Raw genomic sequence first — 16,392 nt, 5'->3', positions numbered from 1 at the left:
GCCATGTTGCTGCTCGACTCCCGCTGCGCCGTACTGGACGGGGTTTCGGTGTTCCCCCACGTCAGCGACCCGCTGCAGTGGTATTACCTGCCCAGCCAGCCGCACCTGACCGTCGCCGACGGCGTCCCGATGTTCCAGCTCATCGGCTTCCGCGGCGAGCAGGGCGGCGGGCTGCTGTCCTTCGACTGCAACATCGGGCTGGACCAGGCCCGGATCACCGCGCTGCAACAGAAGATCCGGGCCCGGTTCGACCTCGACGACGACCCCCGGGTGGCCCCGGTGCCGCTGGAGGCCGGCACGGTGCGCCTGATCATGATGGGCGTGGACACCGCCGCGGCACCGGCGCCGGACCGGCCGTTCGTGGTCACCGCGGTGCACAACACGCAGCCGTCGCTCTACGCGGAGAATCAAGCATCCTTTTCGGTACGCCTGGACCAGGACGGTTACGCGATGGTGCGGCAGACGCTGGACGCCGCCGTGCTGCCGGTCGCGGTCCTCTACGCGGTCGAGTTCAACGGGCTGCGCCCGGCGTACCGGGTGACCCTGTCGATCGACTGGGACCGGGTGCAGAAGCACCTCGACGAGAGCTTCGGCGCCAAGGCGTGGATCTTCTCCACCGACATCGCCAAGGCGGTCGACGAGCTCGACGAGGCCAAGGCGATCGACCTGCGCGCCGACACGTTCGTGCCGGAGGACACCGAGGGCGTCATCGACCGGCGCGACGCCGCCCTGGCCCAGGTCCGCGCGATGATCACCGCCGCGTTCTTCGAGCCCAGCCTGCCACCGTGGACGCCGGAGAAGCCGGCCGAGTGGGAGCGCGCGCTCAAGGCGGTCGGCGAGTTCACCGCCCAGCAGGCCGCCCTGGCCGCCGGTGGTCCCGCCGCGCAGAGCAGCCCGATCACCTTCAGCTACAAGCGGACCGACTACACCCGGATCGACCGCAAGCACCTCGACGTGAACTTCTCGGAACGCACCACCGTGCGGCGCTCGATCTACCCGCAGGGGCATCTCGCCTCGCTGGCCGAGGTCATCGCGGCCACGCCCGGCCTGCTCGACCGGCTGGTCCGGGAGGTCAGCCCGGCCGACTTCTTCAAGCGGCGCCGGATCCAGGCGATCTACCGGCCCAACCTGGGCGCGCCGTTCATCGACAGCATCGACGTACGGGCCCGGTACGGCGGCGTGACCCGTAACGCCCTGCTGGTCCCGGACGCCTGGAGCACGACCTTCGAGTGGCTCGGCGACACCCAGGGCGGCGTCCTGCGCGAGGAGGTCGACGTGTCGTACGACGTGCGGTTCGCCGACGCCGGCACCTCGGCACGGCCGGCCCAGCTGAGCAGCGGGCACGTCCCGGCCACCGGCGACATCGTGTCGCTGCTGCCGGAACACGACCTGTTCACGATCCGCCGGGTGAGCCTGCTCGCCGACCGCATCCCGTGGACCCGTTTCGGCGCGGTCGAGGTCCACCTGCGGCACCGCGACGAGAAGCACGGGCTCGACGAGCGGGAGATGTTCCGGCTGACCGAGAAGGCGCCCGGCGCGGTGTGGCCGATGTTCGTGATCGACCGGCAGGCGACGGCGTACGAGGTGCGTACGGTCCTGCGCGCTGCCGACGGCAACGACGTGGACAGCGGCTGGGCGGTCAGCGACGAGGAACAGGTCACGGTACGCAACCCGTTCCGCGCCCGCACGCTCAGCGTCCTGGCCAACGTCTCCTGGGACGAGATCCGCGACGTCTTCGTCGACGTCCGCTACGCGAACCCGGAGAAGGACGTTCTGGTCGAGCAAACCCTGCACCTGAGCCGCGGGACCGATCCGCCCACGTTCGTCGTCGACCTGCGTGATCCCACCAAGACCGCTATCGAGTACACGGTGACCTTCAGTTACCAGGACGGGCGGATCGTCCAGTTGCCGCCCTCGGTCACCTACGACCAGCGGATCGTCGTGAGCCCGAAGAGCCGCGGGCACCGGGTGATCGACGTGGTGGCCCCGCCGGACTGGAAGTCCCGGGCCGTCCAGCGGATCACCGTCGACCTGCGGTTCGAGGACTTCACCGAGAACCTCAACTACGCCGCCCAGCTCGAACTGGACGGCCCGGACGCGCGGGCCCGCTTCGAGTTCGACTACGCCGACGTCGCCCGCAACCGCTACGAGTGGCGCTCCACCGTGCTGTTCAAGAACGGCCTGCGGCGCAGCGGCGGCTGGACGGCGACCGCCGACCCGGTCGTGCTGCCGCGCCTGCCGTAACCGCCCGCCACCTCGGAGACGATCATGCTGAGCTTGGAACGACCGCTGGTGGTCGACGGGATCACCGTCTGCCGTGACCACGCCGACAAGAGCCGGTTCTGGTACCTGCCGGGCCGGGTGGCGCTGGCCCACCGCGCCGACGGCACGTCGGCGTTGTCGCTGCTGACCTATCGCCCCGCGGACGCCGGCGGGGTGCGGGAGGGCGGCGGCTACATGATGTTCGAGAGCACGCTGGAGCTGCCCAGGGCGACGCTCAGCAGGATCGAGGCCCGGGTGAGCGGCGAGCCGGGCGTCGAGCTGCCGATCACGCTGGCGCCGCCGCCGTTCGAGAACGGCACGGTGCAGTGCATCGCGCTGGACCTGCAGGGTGCGGGCGGGACGGCGGCGCCGGAGGGCACGTTCCACGCGACCGAGAAGATCCTCGGGTCGGCGACGCCCACCATGGACGCGGCCAACCGGGCGGCGTTCAACCTGGTGCTCAGCCAGGACGGCGCGGTCATCATGGAGCAGGCCCTGGAGCGGGGGCTGACCCCGGTCGGGCTGGTCTACTGCGTGGAGTACCTGGCACAGCGCCCGGCCCTGGACGTGACGATCACCGCCCACCTGGAGCAGGTCTACGCGGCGCTGAGCGCCAGCCTGGAAGGCCAGTACATGTACTTCAAGGCGGGGCTGGAGGCGGCGCTGGAGTGGCTGACGGCCCAGGGCGCGATCAGCATCGAGGTGCACAAGTTCACCGACGAGGCGGACGAGAAGGAGCAGGAGAAATGGGCGCTGCAACTCTTCACCGACCACCTGCTGGGTGACTGGTTCAAGCCCACCCTGGCGCCCGGCAAGCCGGGCGGCGGCACAACCTCGCCCGGCGGCACGACTCCGCCGGGCGGCACGACTCCTCCCGGCGGCACAACTCCTCCCGGCGGCACAACTCCTCCCGGCGGCACGACCCCACCCGGCGGTACGACCCCACCCGGCGGCAAACCTCCGGGCGAGACGACCACGCCGCCGGGCGGGCCGACCCCGCCCGCGAGCCCGGCGGCACCGCCGGCCGCCGTGCTGCGGGCGGACACCGGCTCGCTGCCCGCCGGATTCTCGGTCACCCACGTGCCGGCGAGCACCGGCACCACCGAGACGCTGCGCATCACCGGCGCCGGGGCGCACGTCCGGATGGCCGGGCAGGACGTACCGCTGACCGCCGACGGCACGGTGACCCGGACGGTCGCCCCGGGCGAGTCCGTACCGGTGGAGGTCGGCTGGCCCGCGGCCGGCACCGGCGAGATCTTCTGCCTCTACTTCGACATGGACAAGCCGGCCGAGAACGGCTGGTCGACCCAGCCACCCGGCACGGAGTTCCGGGCCTACGTGGAGAACACCACCACCGATCCGCGGTTCCGGTCCGCCACGGGCCTTCAGCAGCCGGCCGGCGACGGCGCCTGGACCGGGCCGGAGCTGGGCGCCGACCGGCTCACCCGGTGGATCGCCGGCCTGCCCGCGCCCCGGCGGGTGGAGATCCGCGGGTACGCCAGCCACGAGCACACCCTGCCCGAGAACGATCAGGCGCGCGCCGCGTACAACCTGCGCCTGTCCCGCCGCCGGTTGGAGGTGGCCGAGGCGCTCGTCCGGCGGGCGGGCGGCGACCCGGTGGTGCGGGAGGCCCGGGGCGACACCGTCGCCGCCGCCCGGCCGGGCGCTCACCAGCCGTTCGGCGGCGACCCGGACAACCGGGTGGCCCAGGTCCAGGTGCACGGCCCGGTGGCCGGTCCGGCGTGGACCGGAACCCTGCAACGGGCGGCGACGCCCAGTCCGGCCCCCGGCCCGGACGCGGAGCCGAACCCGAAGCCCCAGCCGAACCCGGCCGACACGAAACCCAAGCCGGGCGACGAGCGAGCCGACACGACCGACAACAAGCCCGGTGCCCTGCCCACCCTGGCCGCCTTCAAGCTCCGCGTGGTCCGGCAGGAGGAACGCCGCGACCTGGTCCTGCGCTACCAGCGCAGCGAGGCGGTCCGCCGTACGCTGGCCCCGCAGGGTTTCATCGGGCTCCTCGCCGCCGATCTGGGCGCGGCCGAGAAGGTCGTCACCCTGATCGACCTCAACCATGAGTTCTTCCAGAAACTCCAGGTCACCGCGCGGATGCCGGGCCAGGTCGGCGACCTCGGGCTCACCGAGGCGCACCTGTCCATCGACTACGGTCCGCCGGGCCACGCGCGCCACAGCGACCTGGTGTTCACCCCGCAGCAGACCGCACCGCAGACGTTCACGACGTTCCTGGACGACCGGCTGACTCTCAGCTACGACGCGCGCCTGGACCTCACCTTCGACGGCACCGCCGGCTGGGAGGGCGACGCGCTGCGCTACTCGATCCCCCTGCCCGGCTCCACCGACCGGGACGTCGTGATCAACCCGTACGAGCACCTCGACCTGCGGACCATCGGCATCGAGCCGGGCGACATCGACTGGGACGTGGTCGCCTCGATCGACGTACGGCTCACCGCGACCGGCTACGGCGACCGCGAGCTGCGCCACCTGGTCACGCTGCGGCGCGACACCCCGGCGCAGGTGTGGCGGCTGCGCGGGGCGTTGCCCGCACCGGCGGACCGGGCGGTGTCGATGAGCCTGGTGCAGACGCTCACCGACGGCACCGTCGACCGGACCGAGCCGGTCCCGGTGGACCTCTCCCTGGTCCGCGTCGACGACCTCTTCACCGGCGCCCTGGAACTGGTCCTGGTGCCCGCGTTCCCGGCCGCCGGGGTGGACCGCGTCCTCATCGACGTCGAGTACCTCGACGACGTCCACGAGTACCGCCGCACCCTGCGCCGTGAGCTGCCCGGCGCGTCGACCGAGCCGCTGCGCCTGCGCATCGCGCTGCGCGACTCGAACCGGCGCGAGTACCGGGTCCGGTTCACCTTCGTCGGGCCGGCCCGGTTCGACCAGCACGCCTATCTGACCACCAGCGAGGAGGTGATCCCGATCCGATGAGCACCGCTGCCCTGCGCCGCGCGTTCGACCGGCTCCGGGCCAGCCGGGCCGCGGATGCCGACACCGCCGAGCACGCGCTGACCGACGCGCTGCGCCCGCTCGCCGGCTCGGTCTGGCCGGAGGTGGCGTGGCGATCGAGCCGGCTGACCGGGACCGGCTACCCGGTCGAGCTGGCCTGGGCCTCCCGGGACGCCGCCGTGCGGTGGACCTGCGAGGTGGCGGGACCGGAGACGCCCGAGGCGGATCGGCTGCGGCTGGCCCGGCGCGTGGCCGGCTCCGCCGTGGACGCCGGTCCGTGGCTGCTGGCACAGCGGGAGCATCGGCTGCTGTGGGGGGCCTGGCTGGGGTGGCGGCAGCTCGACGGCGTACGCCACCGCAAGATCTACCTGGAGTTGCCGGACGGCCGGGTCCCGGCCGGGCCGTGGTCCGCTGCCGCCGCGGAGCTGGACTCGCGCGTGGGCGGCCTGACCTGGCGCATGGCGGGGCTCAACGACGACGGCTCGGTCGAGCTGTACGCCCGGGCGCTGGATCCCACGTGGACGGCGCTGACCTCGGCCGCGGCCCTGGTCGGCGACGGCTCCCGGCTGGTCGGCCTGGTCGGCGGGCTGGTCGGGTACCCCTGGCCGTGCGGGCTGAGCCTGGTGCTGGCGCCGGCCGGCACGCCGGTGGCACTGACCTGTTTCGCGATCGCCAAAACCGTGTGGGCCTGCGACGCCGCGGCCCGTGCGGCCGTGCTGCGCACGACGGACACTGTCGACCACCCGGCGGCGTCCCGCCAGCTGTACGCGGCCCTGTCCGCCGGTCCCGACGACGGCAGGTGGCGGCACGGCATGGTCGGCGCCGGTGTCGACAGCACCGGCCGGGCCTGGCTGCAGGCCGGCCTACGCCCGACCTGACGGCGCCTCGCCGCCCGGACCGGGCCGGTCGCGGCGCAGCACCAGGTGCCGGCGATCGTCGATCGGGTTGTCCGGTTCCAGCTCGCCCTCGGCGACCGTGACGAACCCGGCCCGCCGCAGGGCCCGCCACGACGCCCGGTTCGCCGCCGCGACCGGCACCAGCACGCACGACGCCCCGGGCAGATCCGCCCAGGTCCGTGCGACGAACGCCGCGATCATCGACGTGCCCAGGCCACGCCCGGTGTCCTCCGGCTCACCGATGAGGTAGTCGATGCTGACGGCACCGGGCGGCGGTGGATACACCGGCGTCATCTCGGCCAGGTACTCCGGATAGTCGGTCCACCAGCAGCGCTGGAACAACCCGACCGGGCGGCCGGCGAGCAGCGCCAGCCAGTCCTGGTTCGGCTCGTCGCCGCGTGCCGACGGCCCGAAGTCACGGTCCACCGCCTCGGCCGACCACTCGTGGTTCCACCACCGCGCGACGTGCGGCCGGGACAGCCAGCGAGCGAGCAACGCGAAGTCGCCGCTGGTCACCCGCCGGAAAGTCCACATCACGTCTTCGGTCTGCCGCATGGCCCCCAGTGTGCCGAGTCGCTCGCCACGCGCCACCGAAATAGTGCCGGGCCGGCGACCTGGGCAGAGGTCACCGGCCGGTTCGTCATCGGTGCCGGCTGTTCGCCTTATCGGCGGAGAACGCGGCTACCTGAGCCGTTGTGATGTCGTCGGCTAAGCATGTCGCGGAGACGGTCGATGAGAACGGTGGTGGGTGGCGGGGGCAGCCGCGGCCCCGGAGCTGGAGGACCATATCGATGGCCGAGGCCATGATGGTGCAGCGGGACAGGAATCCGATCGTCCGGTGGTTCGCCGATCTCCCGGTCGGCGCGAAGATCTTCTCGGCGGTCGGGGTGGTCGCCGCCGCAGCGATCATCGCGGGGGTGCTCGCGGTCAGCAGTCTGGCCGGCGTCTACGACAGCACCCAGACGATCGTCGAGAAGAACCTGCGTCCACTGGGTCAGCTGTCGGAGGTCCGCGCCGCCGCGCTCAGTGTGCGAGTGGCCACCCGCGATGTGGCTCTGCTGTCGGACAAGGACGCGGCAGTCGCCAAGTTGAAGGCGGCCGACGAGGCGGTGACCACAGCGGCAGCCGCGTACCGCCCGGACGCCGCCGACCCCGCCGCGTTCGACGCGTTCAGCAAGGTGTGGCAGCAGTACACCAGCCTGCGTGACGAGAAACAGATCCCGGCCGCCCGCGCCAATGACTTCAAGTCGTTCGAGGAGCAGGCCGCCAGCACCCTGACGCCGATGGTGACCGAGGCGATGGACGATCTGCAGACCGCGTTCGACGCCGAGCAGGCGGATGCCGACCGGCGGATCGCCGACGCCAGCAGCCAATACCGCAGCGCTCGTACCCTGCTGATCGTCGTGCTGCTGGCCGGCGTGTTGCTCGGCGCGGTCGTCGCGGCGTACACGGTGGCCCGGATCGTGCGGCCGCTGCGAGAGGTCAGCAGCGTGTTGTCGGGAATGGCGGACGGTGACCTGACGCGCACCGCGGCGATCGCCAGCCGTGACGAGGTCGGCCGGATGGCCCAGGCCCTCGACACCGCGTTGGCGAGGATTCGCCAGACGATCGCCACGATCGGCGGTTCCGCGGTCACCCTGGCGGACGCCTCCGGACAGCTGTCGACGGTGAGCTCCCAACTGCAGGCCGGGGCGGCGGACACCGCCGCCCGCGCGGCCACGGCGTCACGCGCCTCGGAGGAGGTCAACAGCGGCGTGCAGACGATCGCCGCCGGGGCGGAACAGATGTCCGCCTCGATCGCCGAGATCGCCAACAGCGCAGGACAGGCAGCCGAAGTGGCGCATCGCGGCATAGCCGTCGCCGAGCGCACCACGGCACAGGTCGCTGAACTCGGCACCGCCAGCGCGGAGATCGGCGAGGTGGTCAAACTCATCACCAGCATCGCCGAGCAGACCAACCTGCTGGCGCTCAACGCCACCATCGAGGCCGCCCGGGCCGGCGAACTGGGCAAGGGCTTCGCCGTGGTCGCCGGTGAGGTCAAGGAGCTGTCCCAGCAGACCGCCCGCGCCACCGAGGAGATCACCTCACGGATCAACGCGATCCAGGCCTCCAGCCGATCCGCCGCCGACGCCATCAGCGAGATCACCGAAGTGATCCAGCAGATCGGCGACTACACCACCACCATCGCCTCAGCGGTCGAGGAACAGACCGCCACCACCCAGGAGATGAGCCGCTCGGTCGCCGAGACCGCCGGCAACAGCGGAGACGTTGCCGCCACCGTCTCCGGCGTCGCCGAAGGCACCACCTCGACCGCGGACAGCGCCCGCTCCACCCAGCAAGCCGCCACCGACCTGACCCGCCTCTCCAGTGAGCTGAGTACCCTGGTCGGCAACTTCCGCCACTGAACCCCGCCGGGAAACGAGGGAGGCGGACGCTACCGTCACAGCAGCTCGATCCGCCCGTGTTCGATAGCGACCGCTACGCCGGTTCTGGCGGTCAGCGCCCGCGCGAGTGCGCTGTCCGCGGCGGGGATGCCCTCGGCCGGCGGATCGATGTAGTCGCCATAGACGGTGACGCCGTCGAAGGCGGGGTCGAGGCCGAAGGTTCCGATTGAGCTGACCATGAAGTTCTGGAACACGCCGGTGCCCGAGCCGATGGCGATGAGCTGTTCGACGGCCCGTTCCAGGGCAGCCGGGCGGTACTCGCTTTGCTGGATGGAGAGGGGGATGTGCCGGCGGCGGGCCTCGTCCACGATCCGCTGCCGCATGCGGTTGGCCGGTCCGTGCCAGACGAGGACGGTGGAGCCGTTCTCCGGGTCGTTGACGGAGGTGACGTAGCCACTGGTCGTGATGCCGGGCTGGGCGGCGATCCAGTCCCGCAGATCGCTGAGCAGTCCCTGCCGGTACCAGAGCGCCTCCTCGGAACCCGGCGCCGCGGGTTGCGGCTCCTCCGCTGCCGGCCCACTTACGGAGCCGGAACCGGACTTCATGCCGGCCGACGACTCATCGGGGTTCGCTTGCTCCGGGTGCGCCGAGCTGTGGGCATATCCATCGAAAGTCATGTCACTCCTTCGATCGGCCTGCCTGGTCGCGGTCGACGGAATGGTAGCGCCGGTTTCGGCCCAACAGTCACGGCTGCGCATTGACGCCGCAATCGGACGTCACCGCTGTTTGCGCCCGGAGACACACGTGGCGACCCCGCAATTGGCGGCGAAAGATGTTCGCCTCCAGCGCCACGGTAACCCTCTTGGCCGTGGGTGTAGGTAGCTCCGGAAATACTCTGGAGCTGCTACAGCGTTCACCGCCGTCGCGCCACGATCGATGCTTATCAGTCGTCATGCCGAGACGTTCGTGAGTTTCGAATTCTGTGTCGGTTCGCGGTCCATTTCAGGTCGCGTTTTCGGTGAGTATTTCGTGATCAGCAAGCACGCTTCCTTCGATGAGTGGCTGGTGATCGCGCCTGTTCGGTGTTTCCCGAATGCGCCGATCACTCGGGTGGTCGAGGTCCAGGGGGCCGATACGCGTTCCGCGTAACCCGCGGGACGGTGAACGGTCCCGGTGTCCGTCGAGAATCGACGCATGGACGATCTGGTGGCCGGCACGCCGGCGTTGACGCGATTGCGCTGGTTGCTCGAGGGACTCAGCGGCCGGTGGTCCGCCGACGTCGACGTCGCCGGTGCCCTGGACCCCGGCTTCGCGGCGCGGATAGGCGGCGCGTCGGCACTCCGGGACATCACCGACAGCCGGGCGGCCGGGCTAGCGCCGATCCGCGTCGTCGGTGTCGACGCGGACGGGACAGCGGCCACGGCCCGTTTCCGCACCCGCGACGACGACCTGTGGGTGTCGCACGTGGAGGTCGAGCCCGAGGCGCCACATCGGATCACGCTGACGCACACGCAGCGCTGGGTTCCGGACTACCTCACGCCCGGCCTGCCGGCGGACTTCACCGACGTGCCGATGCCGTCCGGGTCCGGCGCGGCGTTGATCGTATTCGGTGGGGTACCCGGCAGCGGTAAGAGCACCGTCTCCGAGCGCGTCGGGGCCGCGCTCGACGTGCCGGTGTTCGCGCTGGACTGGCTGCTGGGTGCGCTGAGCCCGTTCGGGATGCGGCACCGCACCGACATCATGAGCATCGGCGACGAGTTGCTGACGACACTGGCCTATCGGGAGCTGTCCGCCGGACGGTCGGCGATCCTCGACACGACGAGCGAGGACCCGGACGTACGGGCACGCTGGGCGAGCCTCGCGTCAGCGGCCGGCGCCGCGTTCGTCCCGGTGGTCTGCGCTTGCGGCGTCGAATCCCTGCACCGTGAGCGGGTGGAGACCCGGGTGCGCGGCATCCCCGGCTGGGCCGACGCCGGCGACTGGCCGAACGCGAGGGCCCGGCTCGCGGCATTCCCGCCCTGGCCGGACGCCCTGCTCGTCGACACGGCCCGACCGTTGGAGGACTGTGTGGCGACAGTGCTGGACCACGTCGATCGCCGACGGGACGCCGATGCGAGCCTCGGGCTAACGATGCGTTCCGTTCCGGCACGACCCGGCTCGGCCAAGCGCTGAGCAGAGGCGGGTCCGCACGGCGGGATCGACGGATGTTTCGCGATCCGGAATACGTTGTCCCGGCCCTTTCCCGGCCCGGGCGGCGCCGGTAACGTCCCCCCGGCCGGTCGGCGCGGAAGAAGCCGACCGAGCGAGCCCGTTCCCACCGGGCCACCCCGGGCACCTGTCGTGGTCCGCCGACCTCACCGGAGATCCGCATGCTTGCATCGGTACGACACCGGCGTCCGGGCCTCGCGGGGCTCACCGCCGCGCTGATCGTTGCCCTCCCGCTCGTCGTCGCGTCACCCGCTCAGGCGGTGACCAGGTGCGGCGCCACGAAGAACGTGCGGGTCAGCATCTACTACACCGCCTGCGACTCCGACGAGACCAGCGCCCACGCGGTCGCCGGCTTCGCGAAGATCCAGAATAATCACGGCAGCGCGGTGTCGATCAGGATCCAGGACGGCTACACCGTCAACGGCGGAAGCATCCAGTGGAACCCGAACACGCCCTCCGACCGCACCGTGCCCGCGGGCGCGAGCAAGGTCGCCGGCTGGCCCGGCTGGGCGGGCTGCCACCAGGGCGACACCATCGGATACGTCCTCCGGGTCTGGGACAACCGCACCGGCGCGTGGGGCCCCGGCAGCTTCGCCACTCCGGTGACCTGCCCCTGAACCGTGTTCGGAGCCCGCCTGGCAGCATGAACGTTGGAGGTGTTGGCGACCTCAGCCGGCCGCCGGGGTGCTCCGATCCTCGGCTTCGGGCGGCACGGTGGCCGGCGCGCGGCCCGCCCCCCGCGAGGCACGGGCCCGCAGCCAGCCGATCAGCACGGTCACCGCGGCGATCAGGGCCAGGGCCGCTTTGAAGCCGATCTTGCCCATGATCAGATAGCCGATGCCGCGCACCAGTCCACCCCACCACCGGTCGGGATCGGTCCAGTCGCTGAGGTACTGCCAGTCCTGCACCCACCAGCCCAGCGCGACCAGCCCCAGGCCGGTCGCGCCGGCGAGCAGGGCGGCGGCGACCATCGCCCGCTTCCCGATCATGCCTGGATCGTACGAGCAACGCACAAGGCAGCCGAGCGTCCACGAGCCCGTCGGCGTTCGTGGACGCCGGCGGGCCCCGCACCGACTCCCTGGCGCGCTCAGGGAATGTTCGAGGTCGACGCACCAGGTCGCGTTCCGGCTCACGCCCCGCTGAGGAGCAGGCCGCTGGTCGGCACGCCGGTGCCGGCCGTGACCAGTACCGGCCCGTCGCCGGGGACCTGGTTGACCGCCGTACCGCGGACCTGCCGCACCGCCTCGGCGATCCCGTTCATCCCGTGGATGTAGGCCTCCCCCAGCTGCCCGCCGTGCGGGTTGATCGGCAGCCGGTCCTCGGCGACCACGTGCCGGCCCTCGCCACGTCCGCAGAAGCCGAGCTCTTCCAACTGCATCAAGACGTACGGCGTGAAGTGGTCGTACAGCACCGCCGCCCGTACGTCCGCAGGCGTCAGCCCGGACTGTCCCCACAGTTGCCGCGCCACCACCCCCATCTCCGGCAGCGCCGCCACCGGGTCCCGGTAGTAGCTGGTCATCACGAACTGGTCCGGCCCGCTGCCCTGCGCCGCCGCGCACACCACCGCCGGCGGCCGTCGCAGGTCACGGGCCCGCGATACGGAGGTCACCACCAGGGCCACCGCACCGTCGCTCTCCTGGCAGCAGTCGAGCAGCCGCAACGGCTCGGCGATCCAGCGCGACGCCCGATGGTCCTCCAGCGTGATCGGCCGCCCGAAGAACCAGGCCGCCGGGTTCGTCGCCGCGTACCGGCGGGCGGCCACCGTGACCCTGCCGAAGTCGTCGGTGGTCGCCCCGAAGTCGTGCAGGTACCGCCGGGCCACCATCGCCACCTGCGCGGCCGGCGTGGCCAGCCCCATCGGGTGGTGCCACGTCGCGTCCAGCCCGGGCGGCGCTGTCGCCTGCCCGAACCGGCGGCCCGACCGCTCGTTCAGCGCGCGGTAGCAGACCACCGTCCCGGCGATCCCGGCGGTCACCGCGAGCACCGCCTGCTGCACGAGCGCGCAGGCCGCTCCCCCGCCGTACGCGATCCGGCTCAGGAAGGTCAGCTCGCCCGCGCCGATCTCCCGGGCCACCGCGATCTCCGCGTTGCCGTCCATGCCGAACGTGGTCAGGCCGTCGACGTCGGACGGCCGCAGGCCGGCGTCGTCGAGCGCGGCCCGGACCGCCTCGACAGCGAGCCGCAGCTCGCTCCGCCCGGAGTCCTTGGAGAACTCGGTGGCCCCGATCCCCGCGATCGCCGCGGTCCGGGCGATCACAACGCCACCCGCACGACCCCGGCGACGTGCCCGCCGGCCGCGACCACCGCGACCCGGGCGATCACGACGCCACCCGCACGATCCCGGCGACGTGCTCGCCGGCCGCCGTCCGCCCGGCCACCGTCACCTCGTCGCCCCGCGCCTGCCCGCTGAAGGTCAGCGTGTCGTAGGCGTAGCAGGGCGTCCCGAGCCTGATCTCGATGCCGCGCAGCACCGTCTGCGGCCCGGCCCAGTCGGTCACATAACGCTGCACGAACCCGGTGGTGGCCAGGATGTTCAGGAAGATGTCCCGGCTGCCGCGCCGCACCGCCGCGTCCCGGTCGTGGTGCACGTCCTGGAAGTCCCGGGTGGCCAGCGCGCTGCTGATGATCACGGTGGGGGTGACCGCGAGCTCCCAGGACGGCAGGTCCACGCCGATCGGCCGCCACACCGGCAGCCCGTCCTCGAAGCCGGCCCGGACCCGCTCCCCGATGGCCGGGCGCACGCCGCGCAGCTCGGCCACCATCCGTACGCCCTCGTCCAGGTCCACCAGCGCGACGGTCACCGGCGACCGCCGCCCGGGCAGTGGCGGATGGTGGTGCACGACGTAGCTGTGGATGGTCCCGGTCCCGGCCGCCACCACGTAGGACGGCTTGAGCGCGCCGCACGCCGGACAGGCCGGTCCGGGCGGGTGGCGCAGCGCCCCGCACTCGCCGCAGCTCTGCACGCGCAACTCACCGGCCTCGACCCCGGCCCAGAAGAAGGCGGTGTCCGGGCCGGCCACCGGACGCACCGGCGCCGCGCGTTCCGGGGCCGGGCCGGGCCGGAACTTCAGCACCCGGAAGCTCATCTCGGCCACCGGTTCCCCGGCCACCTCCCAGATGCTCGACGTGGTGACGAACCACCCCTCGCCCAGCGCCGTGCGTTTCGGACCGGCGACCCCGGCGAGCCGGCTGCGGACCGCGAGGACCTCGCCGTCCCGCAAGTAACGGTGGTAGGTCTGTGCGCAGTCCGTCGCCACCACCGACGTGTACCCGGCCTCGTCCAGCACCCCGGTCATCGCGCGCAGCGGATCCTCCGGCCGGGCGCCGAGGCCGGGCATGGTCCACACCTGTGCCATCGCGGGCGGTGCCACACCGTCCCGCTCGTACACCGGGTTGGTGTCGCCGATCGCGGCGAGCCAGTCGCGGATCGCCGGACGGTTCACCGGATCCCGGGCCGGTCGCGCCGGGTACCAGCCCGCTTCGGCGATGCGCCGGGCAGCCTCGTCGATCATCCCGCCTCCTACCTGGGCACCCGGGGCAGGCCGAGGCCCGCCGACGCGATCAGTTCCCGCTGGATCTCGTTGACCCCGCCGCCGAAGGTGAGCACGAGGTTGCGTCTGGCCTGCAGGTCCAGCCAGGTCAGCAGCTCGGCGGTGGCCGAGTCGGCCGGATCGCCGTGCCGCCAGACCACCTCCTCCAGTTCCTGGCCGATCCGCAGCAGGCGCTCGGAGGCGAACACCTTGGTGGCGGACGCGTCGGCAGCGTTCGGCTCACCGCCGGTCACCTGCCAGTTGAGCAGCTCGTTCACCCGGCGGCAGGCCTCGGCGCGGGCCAGCGCCCGGCGCACGTCCGGGGTGTCGTGATCCACCGCCCAGGCGCCCACCCGGTCGAGGAACGCGCCGAAGCGCCCGGCCGGCCCGAGCATCACCCGCTCGTGGTTGAGCTGCGCCGTCAGCAGCCGCCAGCCGCCGTTCTCCGCGCCCACCAGGCGGTTCACCGGCACCCGTACGTCGCTGAGGTAGACCGCGTTGACGTGGTGCGCACCGTCGCAGGTGATGATCGGCGTCCACGAGTAGCCGGGGTCGGCGGTGTCCACGATCAGGATGGACAGGCCGCGATGCCGGGGCGCGTCCGGGTCGGTGCGGCAGGCCAGCCACAGGTAGTCGGCGTCGTGCGCCCCGGTGGTGAACGTCTTCTGCCCGTTCACCAGGTATTCGTCGCCGTGCCGCACGGCACGCGTGCGCAGCGCGGCGAGATCGGTGCCGGCCTCCGGCTCGGTGTACCCGATCGCGAAGTGAATCTCCCCGGCCAGGATCCGCGGCAGGAAGAACTCTTGCTGCTCGCGTGTGCCGTGGGCGAGCAGCGTGGGCGCCACCGTCTGCAGCGTCACGGCCGGCAGCGGCACGTCGGCACGCGCCGCCTCGTTCACGAAGATCTGCTGCTCGACCGCGCCGAGCCCGCCGCCGCCGAACCGCTCCGGGAACCCGATCCCCAGCCACCCGTCCCGCCCGAGCCGCCGGACCAGCGTCCGGAAGACCGCACCGTGCCTCTGCCGCAGCATCGCCGCCCGGTCCGCCTCGGAAACCACCCCTTTGAGGTACGCCCGGAGCCGCGCTCGCAGCGCCCGCTGGTCCTCACTCAGCTCGATGAACATCGCTCGCTCCCAGCCGGTCGAGGCAGTACTCCGCCCCACCGACGTACCGGATCAGGTCACGCACCAGCGCGGTGTGCCGGTGCAGCGGGTAGTCGGCGGCCAGCCCGAGCCCGCCGTGCAGGTGGTGACAGGTGCGCAGGGCGGGCAGCACCTCAGCGCACAGCCAGTAGGCCGCGGTCCACAGGTCGGTGTCGCCGCCGTCGTCCCGCTCCACGCTCCAGCTCGCGGCGAGGGCTGCCAGGTGCATCGTGCGGGAGGCGACGTAGACGTCGGCGATCTGCTGGGCCACCGCCTGGAAGGTGGCGAGCGGGCGGCCGAACTGGTGCCTGTCGCGCACGTGGGCGGCGGTCATCCGCAGGGCCCCGGCCAGTGCGCCGTCCCCGAGCGCACAGGCGCCCGCCACCGCGTACCGTTCGAGGTCCGCCTTGCCGTCGCCCAGCGGCTCGGCGGCGGCGCTCGCCAGGCGCAGGGCGAACCCGCCCGGGGTGGGCAGGATCGTGACGCCGGGTGCGGCCGGGTCCACCAGCGCGACCGTCTCGCCCACCGGGACCAGGATCCGGTGGGCCCGGTCGGCGTCCGGTACGGCACGGCAGGTCCCGGTCAGCCGGCCGCCCCCGGTGGCGGTGACCTCCGCGTGCGGGGCGCCGGTCAGCACCCGGCCCGCCGGCACCGCGGACAGCAGCTCGCGTTGCTGGTCCGGGCTGCCCCAGCGCACCACCGGCAGCACGCCGAGGGACAGCGTGGACCAGGCCGGCACCCCCGCGGCGCACCGGCCGACCTCGGTGAGCAGCAGGCCGGTGGCCATCGGGCCGAGCCCGGCGCCGCCGAGCTCGGCGGGCACCGCGAGGCCGAGCAACCCGGCCTGGCCGAGCGATGCCCAGCAGCGCCCCGCCGAGCCGTCGCCGTCGCTGTCGCCCAGCACCTCGCCGGCCAGCCGGACGATCGCCTCCTGTGCGTCGTCGAGCGTGAAGTCCGGACCCATGCCGCCATTAGAACACGTTTCACTTCGGGGTGA

At 72.4% G+C, this 16,392-nt stretch carries 13 protein-coding genes and 1 pseudogene; 6 read left to right on the top strand and 8 right to left on the bottom strand.

The annotated features are described in order from the left end of the window. The first annotated feature begins 3 nt into the window (after positions 1–3). Genes Actob_RS20520 through Actob_RS20510 form a run of 3 tightly spaced genes read left to right on the top strand, consistent with a single transcriptional unit; the run spans position 4 to position 6,113 of the window. Positions 4–2,244 (top strand): hypothetical protein, encoded by a 2,241-nt coding sequence (locus tag Actob_RS20520; RefSeq protein ID WP_284921927.1) that lies wholly within the window; start codon positions 4–6, stop codon positions 2,242–2,244. A 33-nt stretch (positions 2,245–2,277) separates the two neighbouring features. Then, positions 2,278–5,217, top strand: coding sequence for a hypothetical protein (locus Actob_RS20515; RefSeq protein WP_284921926.1), 2,940 nt, complete (start codon positions 2,278–2,280; stop codon positions 5,215–5,217). After that, positions 5,214–6,113: a hypothetical protein gene (locus tag Actob_RS20510; RefSeq protein WP_284921925.1), complete on the top strand. Its 900-nt coding sequence runs from the start codon at positions 5,214–5,216 to the stop codon at positions 6,111–6,113. The genes Actob_RS20515 and Actob_RS20510 overlap by 4 nt, the downstream gene beginning before the upstream one ends. Here the strand turns inward: Actob_RS20510 and Actob_RS20505 are convergent. After that, positions 6,099–6,686 carry a GNAT family N-acetyltransferase gene (locus tag Actob_RS20505; RefSeq protein WP_284921924.1) on the bottom strand — a complete coding sequence of 196 codons (588 nt, stop codon included), beginning with the start codon at positions 6,684–6,686 and terminating at the stop codon, positions 6,099–6,101. The two genes, Actob_RS20510 and Actob_RS20505, sit on opposite strands and share 15 nt — an antisense overlap. Positions 6,687–6,922: 236 nt before the next feature. Here Actob_RS20505 and Actob_RS20500 point away from each other — a divergent pair, with 236 nt between their 5' ends. After that, the gene (locus Actob_RS20500) at positions 6,923–8,536 is read left to right on the top strand and encodes a methyl-accepting chemotaxis protein (protein ID WP_284921922.1); all 1,614 of its coding nucleotides are present in this window, start codon (positions 6,923–6,925) and stop codon (positions 8,534–8,536) included. A 35-nt stretch (positions 8,537–8,571) separates the two neighbouring features. Here the strand turns inward: Actob_RS20500 and Actob_RS20495 are convergent, their stop codons facing one another. Beyond that, complete coding sequence (locus Actob_RS20495; protein ID WP_284921920.1) at positions 8,572–9,273, bottom strand: hypothetical protein; 702 nt, start codon at positions 9,271–9,273, stop codon at positions 8,572–8,574. A 436-nt stretch (positions 9,274–9,709) separates the two neighbouring features. Between Actob_RS20495 and Actob_RS20490 the strand changes: the two genes are divergently transcribed. Continuing rightward, a complete protein-coding gene (locus tag Actob_RS20490) occupies positions 9,710–10,687 on the top strand; it encodes an AAA family ATPase (RefSeq protein ID WP_284921919.1) in 978 nt (325 codons plus the stop codon). A gap of 197 nt (positions 10,688–10,884) precedes the next feature. Beyond that, a complete protein-coding gene (locus tag Actob_RS20485; RefSeq protein WP_284921918.1) occupies positions 10,885–11,340 on the top strand; it encodes a hypothetical protein in 456 nt (151 codons plus the stop codon). Positions 11,341–11,391: 51 nt separating this feature from the next. Here the strand turns inward: Actob_RS20485 and Actob_RS20480 are convergent, their stop codons facing one another. The 6 genes and pseudogenes from Actob_RS20480 to Actob_RS20455 all read right to left on the bottom strand — a co-directional run bounded on the left by Actob_RS20480 (position 11,392) and on the right by Actob_RS20455 (position 16,359). Continuing rightward, the gene (locus Actob_RS20480) at positions 11,392–11,712 is read right to left on the bottom strand and encodes a hypothetical protein (protein ID WP_284921917.1); all 321 of its coding nucleotides are present in this window, start codon (positions 11,710–11,712) and stop codon (positions 11,392–11,394) included. Positions 11,713–11,852: 140 nt separating this feature from the next. Continuing rightward, positions 11,853–12,980 carry a lipid-transfer protein gene (locus Actob_RS20475; RefSeq protein ID WP_284921916.1) on the bottom strand — a complete coding sequence of 376 codons (1,128 nt, stop codon included), beginning with the start codon at positions 12,978–12,980 and terminating at the stop codon, positions 11,853–11,855. 61 nt (positions 12,981–13,041) lie between these two features. After that, entirely contained in the window at positions 13,042–13,410 is a 369-nt protein-coding gene (locus tag Actob_RS20470) for a hotdog family protein (RefSeq protein ID WP_284922354.1), read from the bottom strand. After that, positions 13,402–14,235: pseudogene (locus Actob_RS20465) on the bottom strand (bifunctional MaoC family dehydratase N-terminal/OB-fold nucleic acid binding domain-containing protein); the annotation flags it as partial. The gene Actob_RS20470 and the pseudogene Actob_RS20465, both read right to left, overlap by 9 nt. 8 nt (positions 14,236–14,243) lie before the next feature. Next, complete coding sequence (locus Actob_RS20460; RefSeq protein WP_284921914.1) at positions 14,244–15,377, bottom strand: acyl-CoA dehydrogenase family protein; 1,134 nt, start codon at positions 15,375–15,377, stop codon at positions 14,244–14,246. After that, positions 15,358–16,359 carry an acyl-CoA dehydrogenase family protein gene (locus Actob_RS20455; RefSeq protein ID WP_284921913.1) on the bottom strand — a complete coding sequence of 334 codons (1,002 nt, stop codon included), beginning with the start codon at positions 16,357–16,359 and terminating at the stop codon, positions 15,358–15,360. The genes Actob_RS20460 and Actob_RS20455 overlap by 20 nt, the downstream gene beginning before the upstream one ends. Positions 16,360–16,392 lie beyond the last annotated feature (33 nt).

The organism is Actinoplanes oblitus, assembly GCF_030252345.1.
In the GTDB taxonomy this organism is placed as follows: domain Bacteria; phylum Actinomycetota; class Actinomycetes; order Mycobacteriales; family Micromonosporaceae; genus Actinoplanes; species Actinoplanes oblitus.
The sequence above is the reverse complement of the archived record's forward strand: the minus strand, read 5'-3'. Positions and strand labels throughout refer to the sequence as shown.